We start from the raw sequence: 16,868 nt of genomic DNA, 5'->3' as shown, positions 1-16,868 counted from the left end.
ATCCGCCCGAGGCATGCCTCGGGCCCATGCGGCTGACACCCCGCATTCCGACACCGCCCCACCTCTGACAATTTCCTGGAGCTGTTGGTAGGTGCCGACCTTGGTCGACACGGTAGGTCCACGCCATGCGTGGACGCTCTTCCGAATTCGCTTGTCTGATGGGTGCCGACCGTTGGCCGGCACACTCTCACCCCTTGAACCGCAGCCCCACGCCCGGTTCGGTGAACAGATAACGCGAATCCAGCGCCGAATCGCCCAGCTTGTGCCGCAGCTTGCCGACCAGGATGCGCAGGTAATGGGTGTCGTGCTGGTGGGTCGGGCCCCAGATTTCCTGCAGGATCTGCGGCTGGGTGACCACCCGCCCGGCATTGCGCAGCAGCAGCGACAGCAGCGCGTATTCCTTGCGGGTCAGCGCCACCGGCTCGCCGTCCAGCGCCACTTCGCGGCGCACCAGGTCCACGTGCAGGTGGCCGTCGTCGAACACCGGCGGTGTGCCATCGGTCGGCACGCTGCGCGTGCGCAGCAGCGCCCGCACACGCGCCATCAGCTCCTGCGTGCCGAACGGTTTGGTCACATAGTCGTTGGCGCCGGTATCCAGTGCGCGCACCTTCTCGGCTTCGCCCGCCCGCACGGTCAGCATGATCACCGGCACCTGGCTCCACTGCCGCAGCTGCTGCAGCACCTCGTGGCCTTCCATGTCCGGCAGGCCGATATCCAGGATCACCAGGTCCATGTCTTCGCTGGCGGCCAGTTGCAGGCCTTCCTGGCCGGTCGCCGCCTGCCGCACCTGGTAACCCTGCGCGCGCAGGCTGATGTCCAGGAACCGGCGGATCTGGGTTTCATCATCGATCACCAGCACGCGCGCGGCCGGCACGCTGGCATCAATCGGAGTCGGGCTCATCGTGGGAGGCTGGCTTGAGCAGCGGCAGGGTGATGCGGATCAGGGTACCGCGACCTTCGCGTCCGGGCAGCGCCTGCACGCTGCCGCCATGCGCGCCGATCATGCCTTGGCAGATGGTCAGGCCCAGGCCAGTGCCGTGGCGGCCGCGGTCGCCGCGCTCGACGCTGTAGAACATGTCGAAGATGCGCGCACGTTCGTCATCGGGAATACCCGGGCCGGCATCGATCACGTCGATGCGCAGCTCGCCGTCCAGCTCGCGTGCGTGCACCTGCACGGCAGCCTCGGGTGGCGAAAACTTGGCCGCGTTCTCCATCACGTTGAACACCGCCTGCTCGACCAGCGCCGGGTGCACCCAGATCGGCGCCAGCGTGGCCGGGATGTCCAGCTCCAGCCGCACCTTCGGCTGGTAGCGCTGCAGGCGCCGCGCCGCCGAACCGATCAGTTCGTCCACGCCGATCCAGTCGCGGTTGATCTTCAGCCCTTCATGGCCGAGCCGGGTCATGTCCAGCAGATTCTGGATGTAGCGGTCCAGCCGCTCGCCTTCGACCAGGATGGTGTCCAGCAGGGCACGGCGGTCGGTGGTATCCATCGCCGCGCCGTAGCTGGCCAGGCTGTCGGCCGAGCCGATCATCGCGGCCAGCGGCGAGCGCAGGTCATGCGATACCGACGAGAGCAGCGCCGAACGCAGCCGCTCGGTCTCGTTGCTGACGTGCGCCTGCTCCAGTTCGGCCACCAGCCGCGTGCGAAGCGCGGCCTGCGCGATGTCATCCACCATCGCTTCGGCCAGCTGGCGCTGCTCGGGCAGCAGGCGCGCCTGGGCGCCGGGCAGGTAAAGGCCGGCCACGCCGATCGCGCGGTCCTCGCCATCCAGCAGCGGCAGGAACCACCACTGTGCACCGGCCAGGGTATCGGTGAAGCGGCCGCTGGGCTGGCCGTGGCGCAGGGCCCAGTCGGCCGCGGCCAGATCGGTATCGCCCGGCTGCGAACGGCCACCGGATGCAGTGTCGGCGCCGATCCGCAGCCACGCCGGAACGTCCATCGCCTGTTCCAGCGCCAATCGCCCGGCCTGTGCCACCTCGCCATTGCCCGCCGCGCTGGCCAGCTGCCGTCCCAGCTGCTGGCGCGCACGCGCGTGGCGGTTGGCCGCACGCAACGCGATCACCTGCATGCGCAGCCGCGAGGCCAGGCGTCCGGCTACCAGCGCCGCGGCCAGGAACAGAAATACGGTGATCACGCCCTGGCGCGCCCCGATGGCGAAGGTGAAGCGCGGTGCGATGAACAGGAAGTTGTAGGCCAGGAAGCATAGGATCGCCGCCATGACCGCTACGCTGGCGCGCGTGCGTGCAGCCACCAGTACCACCGCGACGATGAACACCATCGACAGATCGGCCATGCCCACCCAGCGTTCGGCCAGCCATGCCACCGCACAGGCCAGCGCGGTGGCGACCAGTGCCTGCACCGGCTCGTAGCTGATGCCGCGCGCTGCCGGCAGCAGGCCTTCGCGGCGCGAACGCGCACGCGCCTGCGGGGTGCTGATGATGGTGATCTCGTAATGCGCGCCGCGCTGGATCAGCTGCTGGGTCAAGGTGCGGTTGAACATCCGTGCCAGTGGCCGCTCGCGGGTACGGCCGAGCACCAGGGTCGATACGCCGTTGTGCGCGGCATGGTCGAGCAGAGCATCGGCGATGCTTGAGCCGTGCAGCAGTTCGGCGTCGCCGCCCAGCCGCCGTGCCAGCGCGAAGGCGGCATCGATCTCCCGCCGCGTGGCTTCATCCTGGCGCCGCCCCTGCACGGTCACCACGGTCCACGGTGCGTCGCGGCGCTCGGCAATGCGACGTGCCACGCGCACCAGGTATTCGCTCTGGCCGCCGCCGTCGATCGCCACCAGCACGCCGCGGCGCAGTGGCAGGTTGGCCTCGCCGCGCGCGGCACGGGTCTCGCGCAGGCTGCTGTCGACGCGATCGGCGGCCTCCTGCATCGCCAGTTCGCGCAGCGCGGTCAGGTTGGCGGGAGAGAAGAACGCCTGCAGTGCCTGCGCCGCTTGTTCGGGCACATAGACCTTGCCTTGCTGCAGGCGTGCGATCAGTTCGCGCGGTGGCAGGTCGACCAGCACGATGTCGTGCAGGCGGTCGAGCACGCCGTCCGGCACGGTCTCGCTGACGCGCACGCCGGTGATGCGCATCACCACGTCGTTGAGGCTTTCCAGATGCTGGATGTTGACCGTGGTCCAGACGTCGATGCCGGCGTCCAGCAGCTCCATCACGTCCTGCCAGCGCCGCTCGTGGCGGCTGCCCGGTACATTGCGGTGGGCCAGTTCGTCCACCAGCACCAGCGCCGGCTGCCGTGCGAGCACGGCATCCAGGTCCATCTCCTGCAGCACACGGCCGTGGTAGTCCACGTCTTTCAGTGGCAGCTGCGGCAGGCCCTCCAGCAGCGCCTGGGTATCGGCGCGGCCGTGGGTCTCCACCAGCCCGACCACCAGGTCGACGCCGCGCCGCAGCTGTTCCTGCGCGCGGGTCAGCATGGTGTAGGTCTTGCCCACGCCCGGTGCCGCGCCGAGAAACACGGTCAGCTTGCCGCCCGCTTCGCGTTGCAGGCCTTCGACCAGAGCGTCGGCCTGGCGGGTACGTGCATCAGTCATGGGAGCCGCTGTCATGGCCGCCATTGTGCGCGCAGCCGGTGCAGGCCGGCATCACGGTGCCTTGGCCGCATGGTCCAGGGCGAAGTTCAAGGTCACCACGTTCACCCGCGGCTGGCCGAACAGGCCCCACTGGCGGCCTTCGGTATGCGCCTGCACCAGTGCCTGCACGCGTTCCACCGGCAGGCCACGGGCACGGGCCACGCGTGCGATCTGCAGCTGTGCTGCGGCCGGCGACAACTGTGGGTCGAGACCGCCACCGGACTGGGTGACCAGATCCGCCGGCACCTGCGCCGGCGCGACGCCTTCGCGTGCAGCCACCGCAGCAGTGCTGGCGGCAACACGCTCGGCCAGGGCCGGATTGCTGCGCGCCAGGTTGGAACCGGCCGCCGCCATCGGATCGTAGCTGGCCGCCGACGGCCGCGCCTGGAAGTAGCCATCACCGCTGAACGGCTGCGACAGCCACACCGAGCCGCGCACCTGGCCGTTGCCATCGCGCAACAGGCTGCCTTCGGCCTGGCCCGGGAAGGCAAGGCCGGCAAAGCCGGTGGCGATGCCAGCATAGACCGCACCGGCCAGCAGCAGCGTGGCAAGGCCCAGGCCGATTGCCGGGCGCCAGCTGGCGCCATCCTGAAGGTTGGCCACGCGGGCCTCTGCCTTCGGTTCGCGCGGGAGGGATGTCGAAGTGGAGAGAGAACGGTTCATGCGCCGAATACCAGGACAAGAAGGAGGTCGATCGCCTTGATCGCCGCGAACGGCAGCAGCACGCCGCCGAGGCCGTATACCAGCATGTTCCGGCGCAGCAGCGCGGTGGCGGTGGCCGGGCGGAAGCGCACACCACGCAGGGCGAGCGGGATCAGGGCGGGAATTACCAGGGCGTTGAAGATCAGCGCCGCCAGCACCGCGTTGCGCGGGCTCGACAGCTGCATCACGTTCAGTGCGGCCATGGTCGGAACCGCAGCGGCAAACAGCGCCGGCAGGATCGCGAAGTACTTGGACACATCGTTGGCCAGCGAGAACGTGGTCAGCGCGCCGCGGGTGATCAGCTGCTGCTTGCCCACTTCCACCACCGCCAGCAGCTTGGCCGGGTCCGAATCCAAGTCGACCATGTTGCCGGCTTCCTTCGCCGCCTGCGTGCCGGAGTTCATCGCCAGGCCGATGTCGGCCTGCGCCAGTGCCGGCGCGTCGTTGGTACCGTCGCCGACCATCGCCACCAGGCGGCCACCGGCCTGTTCCTGGCGGATGCGCGCCAGCTTGTCTTCGGGGCGGGCCTCGGCGATGTAGTCATCGACGCCGGCCTCGGCGGCGATGGCGGCGGCGGTCAGCGGGTTGTCACCGGTGATCATCACCGTGCGGATACCCATCGCCCGCAGCTGCGCGAACTTCTCGCGCATGCCGTGCTTGACCACGTCCGACAACTCGATCACGCCCAGCACGTGGCGACCCTCGGCCACCACCAGCGGGGTGGCGCCGTTGCGCGCAACCTGTTCGACACGACCGGCCAGCTCGGCCGGCACGTTGCCGCCCAGCGACTGCACATGCGCGCGGATGGCATCGGCGGCACCCTTGCGGATCTGCCGCCCGTGTTCCAGATCGACGCCTGACATCCGGGTCTGCGCGCTGAACGCCAGGTACTCGGCATGGTCCGGTTCGGCGGTAGCGCAACCCTGCTCGCGCGCCAGGCGCACGATCGATTTGCCTTCCGGAGTCGGGTCGGCCAGCGAAGACAGCAGCGCCGCTTCACGCAGCTGGCTGGCATCGACGCCGGCCAACGGATGGAAGTGGCTGGCCTGGCGGTCGCCGTAGGTGATGGTGCCGGTCTTGTCCAGCAGCAGTACGTCGACGTCGCCGGCCACTTCCACCGCCTTGCCCGACTTGGCCAGCACGTTGGCGGCCAGCGCACGGTTCATGCCGGCAATCCCGATCGCCGGCAACAGGCCACCGATGGTGGTCGGGATCAGGCACACCAGCAGCGCGATCAGCAACAGCGGGTCGACCTTGACGCCCACGGAGGCACCGATCGCCGGCAGCGTCGCCACCACCACCAGGAAGGTCAGCGTCATCGCCGCCAGCAGCAGGGTCAGCGCGATCTCGTTCGGGGTCTTCTGCCGGTTGGCACCTTCCACCAGCGCGATCATCCGGTCCAGGAAGCTGTGGCCCGGCTCGGCGGTCACCCGCACGATGATCTGGTCGGACAGCACCTTGGTGCCGCCGATCACGCCGGAACGATCGGTGCCGGCCTCGCGCAGCACCGGTGCCGATTCGCCGGTCACCGCCGCTTCGTTGATGGTGGCCAGGCCCTGCACGATCTCGCCATCGGCCGGCACCAGTTCACCGGCACTGACGATCACGTGGTCGCCTGGGCGCAGTTCGGCGGCCGGCACCTGGGTTTCGGCAGCATCCGGCTGCGGTGCGGCCAGCCGGCGTGCCACCAGGTCCTGGCGGGCGCGGCGCAGTGACGCGGCCTGGCCCCGGCCGCGTGCTTCGGCCACGGCCTCTGCGAAGTTGCCGAACAGCACGGTCACCAGCAGGATCGCGGTCACCGCCAGGCCGAAGCCCAGTGGCGCATTGCCGGTCAGGGTAACGATTGCCGCCACGATCGTGCCGGCCATCACCACCGCCATCACCGGGCTGCGCACCAGGTGCATCGGCGACAGCTTCAGAACCGCCTCGATCAGTGCACGGCGCAGGCCAGCGCCATCGAGCAGGGCAGGGCGCGCTGCATGGGAACTACGGATTGAACTTGCGTGGGTACTCATTGCGGTGTCCTCAGTGCAGTCCCAGGCTCAGGTGGTCAGCGATCGGGCCGAGTACCAGCGCCGGCATGAACTGCAGCACGGTCAGGATGACGATCACCGAGACCAGGGTCAGGGCGAAGGTCGGGGTTTCGATCTGCAGGCTGCCGGCCGACTCCGGCGCCTGGCGCTTGGCGGCCAGCTGCGCAGCCACCACCAACGGGATGATCAGCAGCGGGAAGCGGCCCAGCAGCAGCACCAGCGAGCAGCTCAGGTTCCACCACAGCGTGGCGTCGCCCAGCCCTTCGAAGCCCGAACCGTTGTTGGCGTAGGCTGAGACGTACTCGTAGAACACCTGGCTGATGCCATGGAAGCCCGGGTTGGAGGTGCCGGCCAGGCCTGGTACGGCCAGGGTGATCGCGGTGAACAGCAGAAGGGTGATCGGCTGCAGCAGCACCAGCAGGGCCAGCAGGCGCACCTGCGGGGTTTCCAGCTTGCGGCCGAACAGCTCCGGCGTACGCCCGGTCATCAGCCCGGCCAGGAACACGCCCAGCAGCAGGTAGACGATGAACTGCTGCAGGCCGCAGCCGATGCCGCCCCAGATCGCGCTGACCAGCATGTTGACCATCGCGATGCCGCCACTGAGCGGCGCCAGCGAATCGTGCATGCCGTTCACCGAGCCGTTGGAAACCTGGGTGGTCACCGCCGCCCACAGCGCGGTGCCGTCGGCGCCGAAGCGGACCTCCTTGCCTTCCATCAGCAGCGGTGTGGCGGCGCTGGCGCTATGGCCCTCGCTCCACATCATCGCGCCGGTGGAGAGCAGCGACATGCCCAGCATGCAGCTGAACACCAGCGCGCCGAAGCGACGGCGGCCGGTGAACGCGCCAATCATGAAGATCACCGCCATCGGCACCAGCAGGATGCCGACGATCTCCAGCGCATTCGACAGCGGGGTCGGATTCTCGAGCGGGAAGCTGCTGTTCGGCCCATACCAGCCGCCGCCGTTGGCGCCCAGCTGCTTGGCCGCAACCATCGCCGCCACCGGTCCCAGCGGCAGTTTCTGCTGGGCCATGCCGGCGCTGGCATCGATTGGCGTGGCCTGCGGGCCACCCTCCATGGTCGACGGCACACCTTGGCTGGTCAGCAACAGCGTCCACACCAGGCACAGCGGCAGCAGGACGCGCACGCAGAGCCGCACCACGTCCACGTAGTAGTTGCCGACCGCGACCTGGCGGTCGTCGCCGGTCCCGTTGGCCGCCGCAGCCTGTGGCGCACGCGAGAACAGCGCGCGCAGCGTGGCCACCGCCAGCGCCAGGCCCATCATCGGCGTCACCACCTGCAGGCCGGTAATGCCGGTCATCTGCGAGAGGTAGGACAGCTGCGCCTGGCCCGAATAGTGCTGCTGGTTGGTGTTGGTCAGGAACGAGATCATCGTGTGCAGCGCGGTGTCCCAGCGCATGTTCGGGATCTGATCCGGGTTCAACGGCAACCAGGCCTGGGTCATGAACACCGCCTGGGTCAGCACCGCCACCACCAGGTTGCTGAGCACGAAGGCCAGCACGTAGCCGCGCCAGGACATGGCGCGCGATGGATCAACGCCGAATACCTTGTACAGCGGTTTTTCGATCCAGTTGAACAGCACGTCGACCTTCATCGGCGTGCCGCGCATCACCCGCGCCAGGTACAGGCCCAGCGGCCACGCCAGCAGCAGGCTGGCGGCAAGAATGACAAGCATCTCAGTCATGGCAGGCTCCGTTCAGAACGACTCGGGCCGCAGCACGACATAGAGAAGATAAGCGGCGGCAACCAGCACCAGCACGCCACACAACAACGACAGCCAGGGGGACATTGCAATAGCGTCCTGGTGGAACCCCTCCACCTCAGGCCGCCATCGTGGTCCTGCTCCCCATAAACGCACTACGCGCCGGACCGGGCCGACGCGTAAAGAGTGCATAAATTCGGTGGGCCAACCCGTAACCGGCCCCGGCGCCTGCGCTTCCCGTTAGATCCACGCCATGCGTGGAAGGCGCACCGATCGGCCGAGGCGGCGCGACGACCCGCTTCTGGAAAGCCGAGCAGGGGCTCGGCTCTACAGGCGAATCACGGGGCCTGGCTCGCCGGCACCAGTCCCTTCAGCTCGCGATAACGCTGCAGCGTACTGTCGATCTCGGCCTTCAATGCCTGCTGCTGCTGCAGGAAGCCGGCCTGCAGGCGCTGCTGTACCTGCAGCTGCACATGCCGCTGGCGGATCGCCTCGGCCTGCTTGGCGGCCACCTTGCCGCCGGCCAGCTCGCGGTCGCCGGCAGCCGACAGCAGCGCCACCAGCGATTCGCGCAGGCTGGTGACGTTGTACTCGGCGGTCTTGAGGTTGTTGTCCAGCACTTCCTGGCGTTCGGCGAACACCCGGCGCAGGTCGTCTTCGCTGCCGTAGGTGGACAGCATCGCCTGCTCGGTGCGCTGGCGGGTCTGCACCGCCATCAGGTCCAGCTGCTGCTGCGCCGCCTCCGTGCTGGCGGCGGCGCGCTCCTCGTCGGTCAACGCGCGCTGCACCTGCGCATTGCGCAGGCCGCTCTTCGCATTGAATTCCTCGCGGGCATGGTTGACCGCATCGGCCGGCAGCGCATCACTGCAGATGCGCTCCTTGCCCTCGTTCCAGCAATACAGCTTCTTTTCCACCTTGCCGTTGTCGCGCGACTGCGCCGGCAGCGTGAACGGTACCGCCAGCAGCAGGCCGGCAAGGAGCACAGCAGGAACTCGGGACATGACCTTTCCCCTGGGTCGGTCAGCGGATCGAACGTACGCCGTACTGGGCCCGGTAGGCTTCCAGCGGCTGCCGGTAACCCACAAGTTCCGGGTTGCCGGAGGCGAAATCAAGCAGGTCGGCCAGCGATGCCACGGCGATCACCGGAATCCCGGCTTCCTCGGCCACCGACTGCGCGGCCGAGCGGCGGTCGGATTCCGAGGCGATCTCCTGGCGGTCCAGCGCCACCACGATGCCAGCAGGGGTGCCACCGGCGGCGCGGATGATGCCCATCGCTTCGCGGATCGCGGTACCGGCGGTGATCACGTCGTCGACGATCAGCACGCGCTTGCCCTGCATGTCGGCGCCGATCAGCTGGCCGCCTTCGCCGTGGTCCTTGGCTTCCTTGCGGTTGAACGAGAGCGGCAGGTCGCGGCCGCGCTGGGCCAGCTCGCAGGCCATCGCGGTGGCCAGCGGAATGCCCTTGTAGGCCGGGCCGAACACCACGTCGTACTTGATCCCGCTGGCATCGATGGCATCGGCGTAGCAGGCGCCAAGCTGGGACAGCAGCGAGCCGGAGTCGAAGCGGCCGGCGTTGAAGAAATAGGGGCTCAGCCGGCCGGACTTGAGGGTGAACTGGCCAAAGCGCAGGGCATCGGCGGTCAGGGCCAGCTGCAGGAAACGGTGGCGGTGGTCGCTCATCAAAACTCGATTCATATTCATTTGGAGCACAAATCCTAATCCAGCTGGGCGTTTCGCGCTCGTCCGACGGCCTGTGAAGGCGCTCGCGGCCCCTCCCGGCGGACTGCGCAGCCCCGCGGTCAACCGGTATGCTTGCCCGGTTTCCCGCCGTAGGTCTTCCGCATGCGCATCATCAGTTTCAACGCCAATGGCATCCGTTCCGCCGCGACCAAGGGCTTCCTTGACTGGTTCCGTGCCCAGGATGCCGACATCCTGTGCATCCAGGAGACCAAGGCCCAGGAAGACCAGCTGACCGATCCGATGTTCCGCCCGGACGGCCACCATTGCTTCTACCGCGATGCCATCACCAAGAAGGGCTACAGCGGCGTGGCGATCTACAGCAAGCGCGAGCCGGACCAGGTCATCACCTCGCTGGGCTGGGCCCCGTTCGACGACGAAGGCCGCTATATCGAGGCGCGCTACGGCAACCTCAGCGTAGTCTCCTTCTATATCCCGTCCGGCAGCTCGGGCGACCTGCGCCAGGGGTTCAAGTTCGAAGTGATGGAATGGCTGCGGCCGATCCTTGAAGAGTGGGCGCGCAGCGGCCGCGACTACGTGCTGTGTGGCGACTGGAACATCGTGCGTTCGGCGCTGGACATCAAGAACTGGAAGTCCAACCAGAAGAACTCCGGCTGCCTGCCGGAAGAGCGCGACTGGCTCAACGCGCTGTGTGCCGACCACGGCCAGGCCACCGATGCCGCCGCCGGTCGCGGCTGGGCCGACGCCTACCGCCTGCTGCATCCCACCGGCGAGGACTACACCTGGTGGAGCAACCGCGGTGCCGCCCGCGCCAACAATGTCGGTTGGCGCATCGACTACCAGTTCATCACCCCAGGCCTGCGTGACCGCCTGCGCAGCTGCTCGATCTACCGCGACGAGCGCTTCTCCGACCACGCCCCGTTCACCGTGGACTACGACCTGTGACCGAGGCGGCCACGCAGGTCAGCTACAAGGGATGGGCAGGCATCAAGCGCGCCTTCGGCACCCCGTCGGCGCTGACCATGGCCATGCTCGGCTTCGGCAGCGGCCTGCCGTTCCTGCTGATCGCCTCGCAGACCCTGTCCACGCGCCTGCGCGACGTCGGCTTGGACCTGGGCAGCATCGGCCTGATCAGCCTGGCCAGCTTCTTCTACCTGCTCAAGTTTCTGTGGGCGCCCCTGCTGGACCGTTATGCCTTCCCGCTTCTCGGCCGGCTCGGCCGACGCCGCTCCTGGCTGCTGGTATCGCAGGCGCTGGTGCTGGTCGGCCTGGTCGCGCTGGCCTTCGTGCGGCCTGAGCAGGGTGTCTGGCCGCTGGTGGCCTGGGTGCTGGTGGCCTCGTTCGCCGGCGCCACCCAGGACTCGGCGGTCGACGCCTATCGTATCGAGATCGCCCCGCAGACCGCGCAGGCCGCGCTGGCGGCGACCTACACGCTGGGCTACCGCATCGGCCTGATCCTGGCCGGTGCCGGTGCGCTGTACCTGGCCCAGTTCGAGGGCTGGATCGTCGCCTATCTGGCGATGGCGGCCCTGATGCTGCTGCCGATTGTCACCACCCTGCTGTGCGCCGAACCGGAGCGTCCGGCCAACGCCGTGCAGCGTCGCATCGACGTCGCCGAGGCGTTCGTGCAGCCGATCACCAGCTTCTTCACCCGCAATGGCGTGGCGCTGGCGCTGGTACTGCTGGCCTTTGTCGGCCTGTTCAAGTTCCCGGACCAGGTGATCGGCGTGATGGCCGGTCCGTTCTATCTCGATTCGGGCTTCGACAAGGCCGACATCGCCACCGTCTCCAAGCTGTTCGGAGTATGGATGGGCATCGGTGGCGCCTTCCTGGGCGGCATCGCGGTGGCCGCGTTCGGCTTCCGTCGCATGCTGCTGGTGGCCGCGCTGGGCGTGGCGCTGTCGAACCTGGCGTTCCTGCTGATGGCGCACAACCCCGGCAAGCTGTGGGCGTTCTATGCCGCGCTCAGCGCCGACAACCTGTTCCAGGGCTTCGCCGGCACCGTGCTGGTGGCCTTCATGTCCTCGCTCACCGACCGCAACTTCACCGCCACCCAGTACGCGCTGCTGGTGTCGCTGGCGAACCTGCCCGGCAAGTTCGTCGGTGGCGTATCCGGCTATATCGTCGAAGCCACGTCGTACAGCACGTTCTTCATCCTCAGCTCGATTACCGTGGTGCCGACCCTGCTGCTGCTGGCCTGGCTGTGGCCGCGGATCGTCGATCGCGGGCCGCCGCCGGTCGACTGATTGCCTGCCCGCCCGGTCTGCGGGATCATCGCCCCGACGCGCCGAGGGGGCGGTGCCTTGCGAACGGGGAAGTGAGCATGGCCGACGTTGTGCTGCGGGACCTTGACCCGCTGCTGCTGGAACGCATCCGCAGGGTCGCGGTCGCCCGCGGTTGGACCCACGAACAGACCTGCGCCGCGCTGTTGGAGCAGGGCCTGTTCAGCAGTGAACTGGAGGTCCGCTCCGGCTTTGGCGATCCCGAAGTCGACGCCCTCTCCGCTGCCATCGCCGCCCTGCAGGCCCTGCCCGCAGGGCAGGGCTTCGATTAGCGGCCGCGCCGCAATGCTGTAGAGCCGAGACCACGCTCGGCTGCCCCGTAGCCCCACGCCATGCGTGGATGGTGCCACCTCACGCCAGATGGATCGCACCCAGGATCCGCGGCCCCTGGGCCCCTGTCACGCTCGGCAGGTTGCCGGCCAGGCCCTCCATTGTCCGCTGCGCCAGCCACGCAAATCCCATCGCCTCCACGTACTCAGGGTCCAGCCCATGCACCGCGCTGGATTCCACCTGTACGCCCGGCAGCCGCGCGCTCAGCCGCTTCATCAGCTGCCGGTTGCGCACGCCGCCGCCACATACCAGCAGGCGCCGGGTCTGCGGCTGCTGCGCCAGCAATGCATCGGCCACCGTCACCGCAGTCAACTCCAGCAGGGTCGCCTGCACATCGGCGGCGCTGTACTCGCCTTCACCCATGTGCGCCTCGGCCCAGGCCAGGTGGAACTGTTCGCGGCCGGTGCTCTTCGGCGGCGGCAGGTCGAACCACGGCTCCGAACGCCAGCCGGCCAGCAGCCGCTCATCCACCGCTCCACTGGCGGCATACGCACCGTCGGCATCGAAGGTGCGGCCGGTGTGGCGCTGGCACCAGGCATCCATCAGTGCGTTGGCCGGGCCGGTATCGAAGCCGCGCACCACGCCCTCGCGTGGAATCAGGGTCAGGTTGGCGATGCCGCCCAGGTTGAGCACTGCGCGATCCTCGTCGGCCGCGCCCAGCATCCCCAGGTGGAAGGCCGGCATCAGGGGCGCGCCCTGGCCACCGGCCGCCACGTCGCGGCGACGGAAGTCGCACACCGTGGTGATCCCGGTCAGCTCGGCGATGCGGTTGCCGTCGCCCAGCTGCACGGTAAAGGCGGGGTCGGCCAACGGGCGATGGCGCACGGTCTGCCCATGCGAACCGATCGCCCGCACCTGTGCCGGGTCCACGCCGGCCTCGGCCAGCAGCTGGTTGGCCGCTGCAGCGAAGTTGATCGCAATGCGCGCGTCCAGCTCGCCCAGTTCCTCCAGCGAGTCCAGCGGACCGCCTTCGCCCAGCGCCACCAGCCGTGCACGCAGCACCGGCTCCCAGCGGGCGGTCAGTCCGTGCACGAAGCGGCAGCCGCCGCCAGTGGGGAACTGCACCAGCGCAGCATCGATGCCATCGGCGCTGGTGCCCGACATCAGGCCAAGGTACAGGGGGGCGTCAGCATCGGCAGTGGTGTTCATGGCAGGCATAGAAAAAGGACGCGGCAAGCTTGGGCTGCCGCGTCCTTCTTCGTCAACGCAGGGGCTCAGCCGCGCTTGCGGCCGGTGCTGCTCTTGTCCTTGGTGCTGGCCACCTCGGGCGCGGCCTCGTCACGGCTGGTCGGGGCCGGGCTGGCATCGGCGTAGATCAGCTTCTCCATGCCCTGGATGCGGGCCATCGCAGGCGCGGTCTGCGCGCGGAAGGCGACCAGCTCGGCGCCCTTCAGCGGCTCCGGCGGCGGCATGGTCACAGTCAGCGGGTTGCGGTGCTCGCCGTTGACGCGGAATTCGTAGTGCAGGTGCGGGCCGGTGGCCAGGCCGGTCGAGCCGACATAGCCGATCACCGTGCCCTGCGCCACGCGCTGGCCGGTCTTGATGTTCGCAAAGCGCGACATGTGCCCGTACAGGGTGGTGTGGCCACGGCCGTGGTCGAGGATCACCACGTTGCCGTAGCCGCGCTGCACGCCTGCGAACTGCACGCGGGCGTCGCCGGCGGCCATGATCGGGGTGCCGGTGCGCGCGGCGTAGTCCACGCCTTTGTGCATGCGCATCTTGCCCAGCACCGGGTGCTTGCGCGCGCCGAAGGTCGAGCTCAGCCGCGCGAACGGGATCGGCATGCGGATGAAGCTTTTCTTCAGCGAACGGCCGTTGATGTCGTAGTACTCGGACTTGCCGTTGCGGTCGAAGCGGAAGCCGGAATAGGTCTTGCCGCCGGTGGTGAAGGTCGCCGCCAGGATCTTGCTGGTGTCCACCTTCTCGCCTTCGCGCCAGGTTTCATCCATTACCACGCTGAAGCGGTCGCCCGGCTGCAGGTCCTTCGAGAAGTCGATGTCGTACTTGAAGATGTCGTCGGTCATCGTCGCGATCGCCGACGGCGACAGCCCGGCGCGGCGCGCGGCGGCGTACAGCGAACTGGTGATCTCGCCGCTGGTCACCACCGTGCGCGTGGAGGTCTCGCGCTTGGTCACCTTCTCCTTGATGTCATCGCCGGCCAGGCTCAGTTCCACCCGGTTGTCGGCATCGCGGTCGAAGCGGATGCTGCGCAGGTCGCCGGACAACGGCATGTCGAAGGCGATCTCGGCACCCGGGCGCAGTTTGGTCAGCGCCTCGCGCGCACCGGGATGGTCCAGCACCCGGTGCAGAGTGGTGGCCGGGATGCCGGCCTTGTCGAACAGATCGCTCAGGGTCTGGCCGCGTTCCACGCGCAGCACCTGCCAGCTGTCACCGGGCACCTGCTGCTGGCGGGCCATGGTCAGCGGCGGCAACGGCAGCGCCAGGCTGGTGTGGCTGTCGGCGAACGGCGCATCGATGGTGTGCGAGAAGCCCGGCACGATCGTCGCCACCAGGGCACCGATGGTCGCGAACAGGCTGGCATGCATCCAATGGCGCCGGGTCCAGCGCTCGTTGAAGGCGGCGGGAAGGTGTTGCCTGAGCTTCCGATGCAGGGCGTTGTCGTGCAGGACGTGGAGTCGTTCCTGGAAGCGCTGCTTGCGTGCGCGCCCTTGTTCGGAATTGTGCATCGGCGATTTTTCCTGACGGCCCGGGAGCGCGGGCCTAAACGCCGGTTACCATAGACACCTGGGAAAACCGCGTCAAACCCTTGTGCCCATTGGCTTTTGTGAAGCCAATCGGGTTAACTTTGCTTTAACACCCCACACAAGAATCGGCGTTGCCGGGAGTAGTCACGTGTCCTCGATTGAAGAAGCCCTTGCCCTGATCGGCCGTGGTGCCGACGAGATCCTCAAGCTTGAGGATCTGCGTGCGCGCCTGCAGGAAGGGCGCCCGCTGCGGATCAAGGCCGGCTTCGACCCCACCGCACCCGACCTGCACCTGGGCCATACGGTGCTGCTGAACAAGATGCGCCAGTTCCAGGACCTCGGCCACCAGGTCATCTTCCTGATCGGCGACTTCACCGGCATGATCGGCGACCCGTCCGGCAAGAGCCTCACCCGCAAGCCGCTCAGCCGCGAGGACGTGCTGGCCAACGCACGTACCTACGAGGAGCAGGTGTTCAAGGTGCTCGACCGCAGCCGTACCGAAGTCCGCTTCAATTCAGAGTGGTTCGGCAAGATGGGGGCGGCCGACATGATCCGCCTGGCCGGCCAGCACACCGTGGCACGCATGCTCGAGCGCGATGACTTCGCCAAGCGCTACGCCGCCCAGCAGTCCATCGCCATCCACGAGTTCCTGTACCCGCTGGTGCAGGGCTACGACTCGGTGGCCCTGGAAGCCGACGTTGAGCTCGGCGGTACCGACCAGAAGTTCAACCTGCTGATGGGTCGTGGCCTGCAGGAACACCACGGCCAGAAGCCGCAGGTAGTGCTGACCATGCCGCTGCTGGAGGGCCTGGACGGCGTCAACAAGATGTCCAAGTCGCTGGGCAACTACATTGGCATCAGCGAACCGGCCATCGACATCGTCACCAAGACCATGAAGGTGGACGACACCTTGATGTGGCGCTGGATCGAGCTGCTGTCGTTCGACATCAGCCAGGCCGAAGCCGTGCAGCTGCGCGAGCAGGTGGCCACTGGCGGCCTGAACCCGCGCGTGGTCAAGCTGCGCCTGGCGCGTGAACTGGCGACCCGCTTCCACGATGCCGCTGCGGCCGAGCAGGCCATTGCCGGTTGGGAAGCGGCAGTGACCGGGCAGGGCGACATCACCCAGCTGCCGTTGCAGGACGTGGCGATCCCGGCCGAGGGCCTGCGTATTGCCGCGCTGTTGACCGCTGCCGGCCTGACCCCGAGCAACTCCGAGGCCAACCGCAAGCTCAAGGAGCGTGCGGTGAAGGTCGATGGTGAAGTGGTCGAGGACGGCCAGCAGGTGCTGCAGCCGGGCTTCGAGGGCCTGCTGCAGGTTGGCAAGCGTACGTTCGCCCGCGTGCGCCTGATCGCTGCCTGAGACAAAGCAAGGGCCGGCGCCAGCCGGCCCTTGCTTATGCTCTTGTAGAGCCGGGCCCACGCTCGGCTGCTCTTGACGGGCGCCTCCCGCAGCGCGATGCATGAACAGATGCAACATTCTCTGAAAAAAATCGCCACACCCCCTTCACAAATCATCCAGATGGGGACATACTTCTCCTCCCCCGTCGCAGGGGTCGCCACCAAGGGGCTTCAGCGGCAACAGGGCGTCCAACACAGCCGAGCGAGATGATCGAACGAAGGTGTTGACAGGCTGAAAAAGTCTGACATAATGGGCGGCTCGCTACGAAGGAAGCTTCGCAGCACACGGGAACGGCGCTGAGGCCACTTCCCCGGATCTTTGAAAGTATGCGCAGGTATCTTGTGAAGGCGCCTGCAGGAAGGATGATTGTCCATCTTGCAGACGTTTGATCAAGCAACTATTAATTGTTTTAAAGCAA

14 protein-coding genes are annotated in these 16,868 nt (G+C 67.7%); 4 read left to right on the top strand and 10 right to left on the bottom strand.

What is annotated here, in order from left to right:
- Window positions 1–187 precede the first annotated feature (187 nt).
- The 8 genes from QZ853_RS04855 to pyrE all read right to left on the bottom strand — a co-directional run bounded on the left by QZ853_RS04855 (window position 188) and on the right by pyrE (window position 9,716).
- Complete coding sequence (locus QZ853_RS04855) at window positions 188–901, bottom strand: response regulator transcription factor (RefSeq protein ID WP_295571166.1); 714 nt, start codon at window positions 899–901, stop codon at window positions 188–190.
- Window positions 882–3,542: a sensor histidine kinase KdpD gene (locus tag QZ853_RS04850; RefSeq protein WP_295571165.1), complete on the bottom strand. Its 2,661-nt coding sequence runs from the start codon at window positions 3,540–3,542 to the stop codon at window positions 882–884. Before QZ853_RS04850 ends, QZ853_RS04855 begins: the two co-directional genes overlap by 20 nt.
- Window positions 3,543–3,593: 51 nt before the next feature.
- Window positions 3,594–4,244: a potassium-transporting ATPase subunit KdpC gene (gene kdpC / locus QZ853_RS04845; protein WP_295571164.1), complete on the bottom strand. Its 651-nt coding sequence runs from the start codon at window positions 4,242–4,244 to the stop codon at window positions 3,594–3,596.
- Window positions 4,241–6,298 carry a potassium-transporting ATPase subunit KdpB gene (gene kdpB, locus QZ853_RS04840; protein WP_295571163.1) on the bottom strand — a complete coding sequence of 686 codons (2,058 nt, stop codon included), beginning with the start codon at window positions 6,296–6,298 and terminating at the stop codon, window positions 4,241–4,243. Before kdpB ends, kdpC begins: the two co-directional genes overlap by 4 nt.
- A 10-nt stretch (window positions 6,299–6,308) precedes the next feature.
- The gene (gene kdpA, locus QZ853_RS04835; RefSeq protein ID WP_295571162.1) at window positions 6,309–8,018 is read right to left on the bottom strand and encodes a potassium-transporting ATPase subunit KdpA; all 1,710 of its coding nucleotides are present in this window, start codon (window positions 8,016–8,018) and stop codon (window positions 6,309–6,311) included.
- 12 nt (window positions 8,019–8,030) lie between these two features.
- Window positions 8,031–8,123 carry a potassium-transporting ATPase subunit F gene (locus tag QZ853_RS04830; RefSeq protein WP_005407770.1) on the bottom strand — a complete coding sequence of 31 codons (93 nt, stop codon included), beginning with the start codon at window positions 8,121–8,123 and terminating at the stop codon, window positions 8,031–8,033.
- 251 nt (window positions 8,124–8,374) lie between these two features.
- A complete protein-coding gene (locus QZ853_RS04825; RefSeq protein WP_295571161.1) occupies window positions 8,375–9,037 on the bottom strand; it encodes a hypothetical protein in 663 nt (220 codons plus the stop codon).
- Window positions 9,038–9,056: 19 nt separating this feature from the next.
- On the bottom strand, window positions 9,057–9,716 hold the full coding sequence (pyrE, locus tag QZ853_RS04820) for an orotate phosphoribosyltransferase (protein ID WP_295571160.1): 660 nt from the start codon (window positions 9,714–9,716) through the stop codon (window positions 9,057–9,059).
- Between the two features lie 162 nt (window positions 9,717–9,878).
- Between pyrE and QZ853_RS04815 the strand changes: the two genes are divergently transcribed.
- The 3 genes from QZ853_RS04815 (at window position 9,879) to QZ853_RS04805 (ending at window position 12,288) form a co-directional block, all read left to right on the top strand.
- A complete protein-coding gene (locus QZ853_RS04815; RefSeq protein ID WP_295571159.1) occupies window positions 9,879–10,679 on the top strand; it encodes an exodeoxyribonuclease III in 801 nt (266 codons plus the stop codon).
- The gene (locus QZ853_RS04810) at window positions 10,676–11,980 is read left to right on the top strand and encodes an MFS transporter (protein ID WP_295571158.1); all 1,305 of its coding nucleotides are present in this window, start codon (window positions 10,676–10,678) and stop codon (window positions 11,978–11,980) included. Before QZ853_RS04815 ends, QZ853_RS04810 begins: the two co-directional genes overlap by 4 nt.
- A gap of 77 nt (window positions 11,981–12,057) precedes the next feature.
- Window positions 12,058–12,288 (top strand): hypothetical protein, encoded by a 231-nt coding sequence (locus tag QZ853_RS04805; protein WP_014645678.1) that lies wholly within the window; start codon window positions 12,058–12,060, stop codon window positions 12,286–12,288.
- A 79-nt stretch (window positions 12,289–12,367) separates the two neighbouring features.
- Here the strand turns inward: QZ853_RS04805 and QZ853_RS04800 are convergent, their stop codons facing one another.
- Entirely contained in the window at window positions 12,368–13,495 is a 1,128-nt protein-coding gene (locus QZ853_RS04800) for an anhydro-N-acetylmuramic acid kinase (RefSeq protein ID WP_295571157.1), read from the bottom strand.
- A 65-nt stretch (window positions 13,496–13,560) separates the two neighbouring features.
- On the bottom strand, window positions 13,561–15,033 hold the full coding sequence (locus QZ853_RS04795; protein ID WP_295571156.1) for a peptidoglycan DD-metalloendopeptidase family protein: 1,473 nt from the start codon (window positions 15,031–15,033) through the stop codon (window positions 13,561–13,563).
- A gap of 166 nt (window positions 15,034–15,199) precedes the next feature.
- Between QZ853_RS04795 and tyrS the strand changes: the two genes are divergently transcribed.
- A complete protein-coding gene (gene tyrS / locus QZ853_RS04790) occupies window positions 15,200–16,411 on the top strand; it encodes a tyrosine--tRNA ligase (protein WP_295571155.1) in 1,212 nt (403 codons plus the stop codon).
- Window positions 16,412–16,868 lie beyond the last annotated feature (457 nt).

It is taken from the genome of uncultured Stenotrophomonas sp. (assembly GCF_913778665.1).
GTDB lineage: Bacteria > Pseudomonadota > Gammaproteobacteria > Xanthomonadales > Xanthomonadaceae > Stenotrophomonas.
Note: the sequence above shows the minus strand (reverse complement) of the source record. Positions and strands in the feature narration are given on the sequence as shown.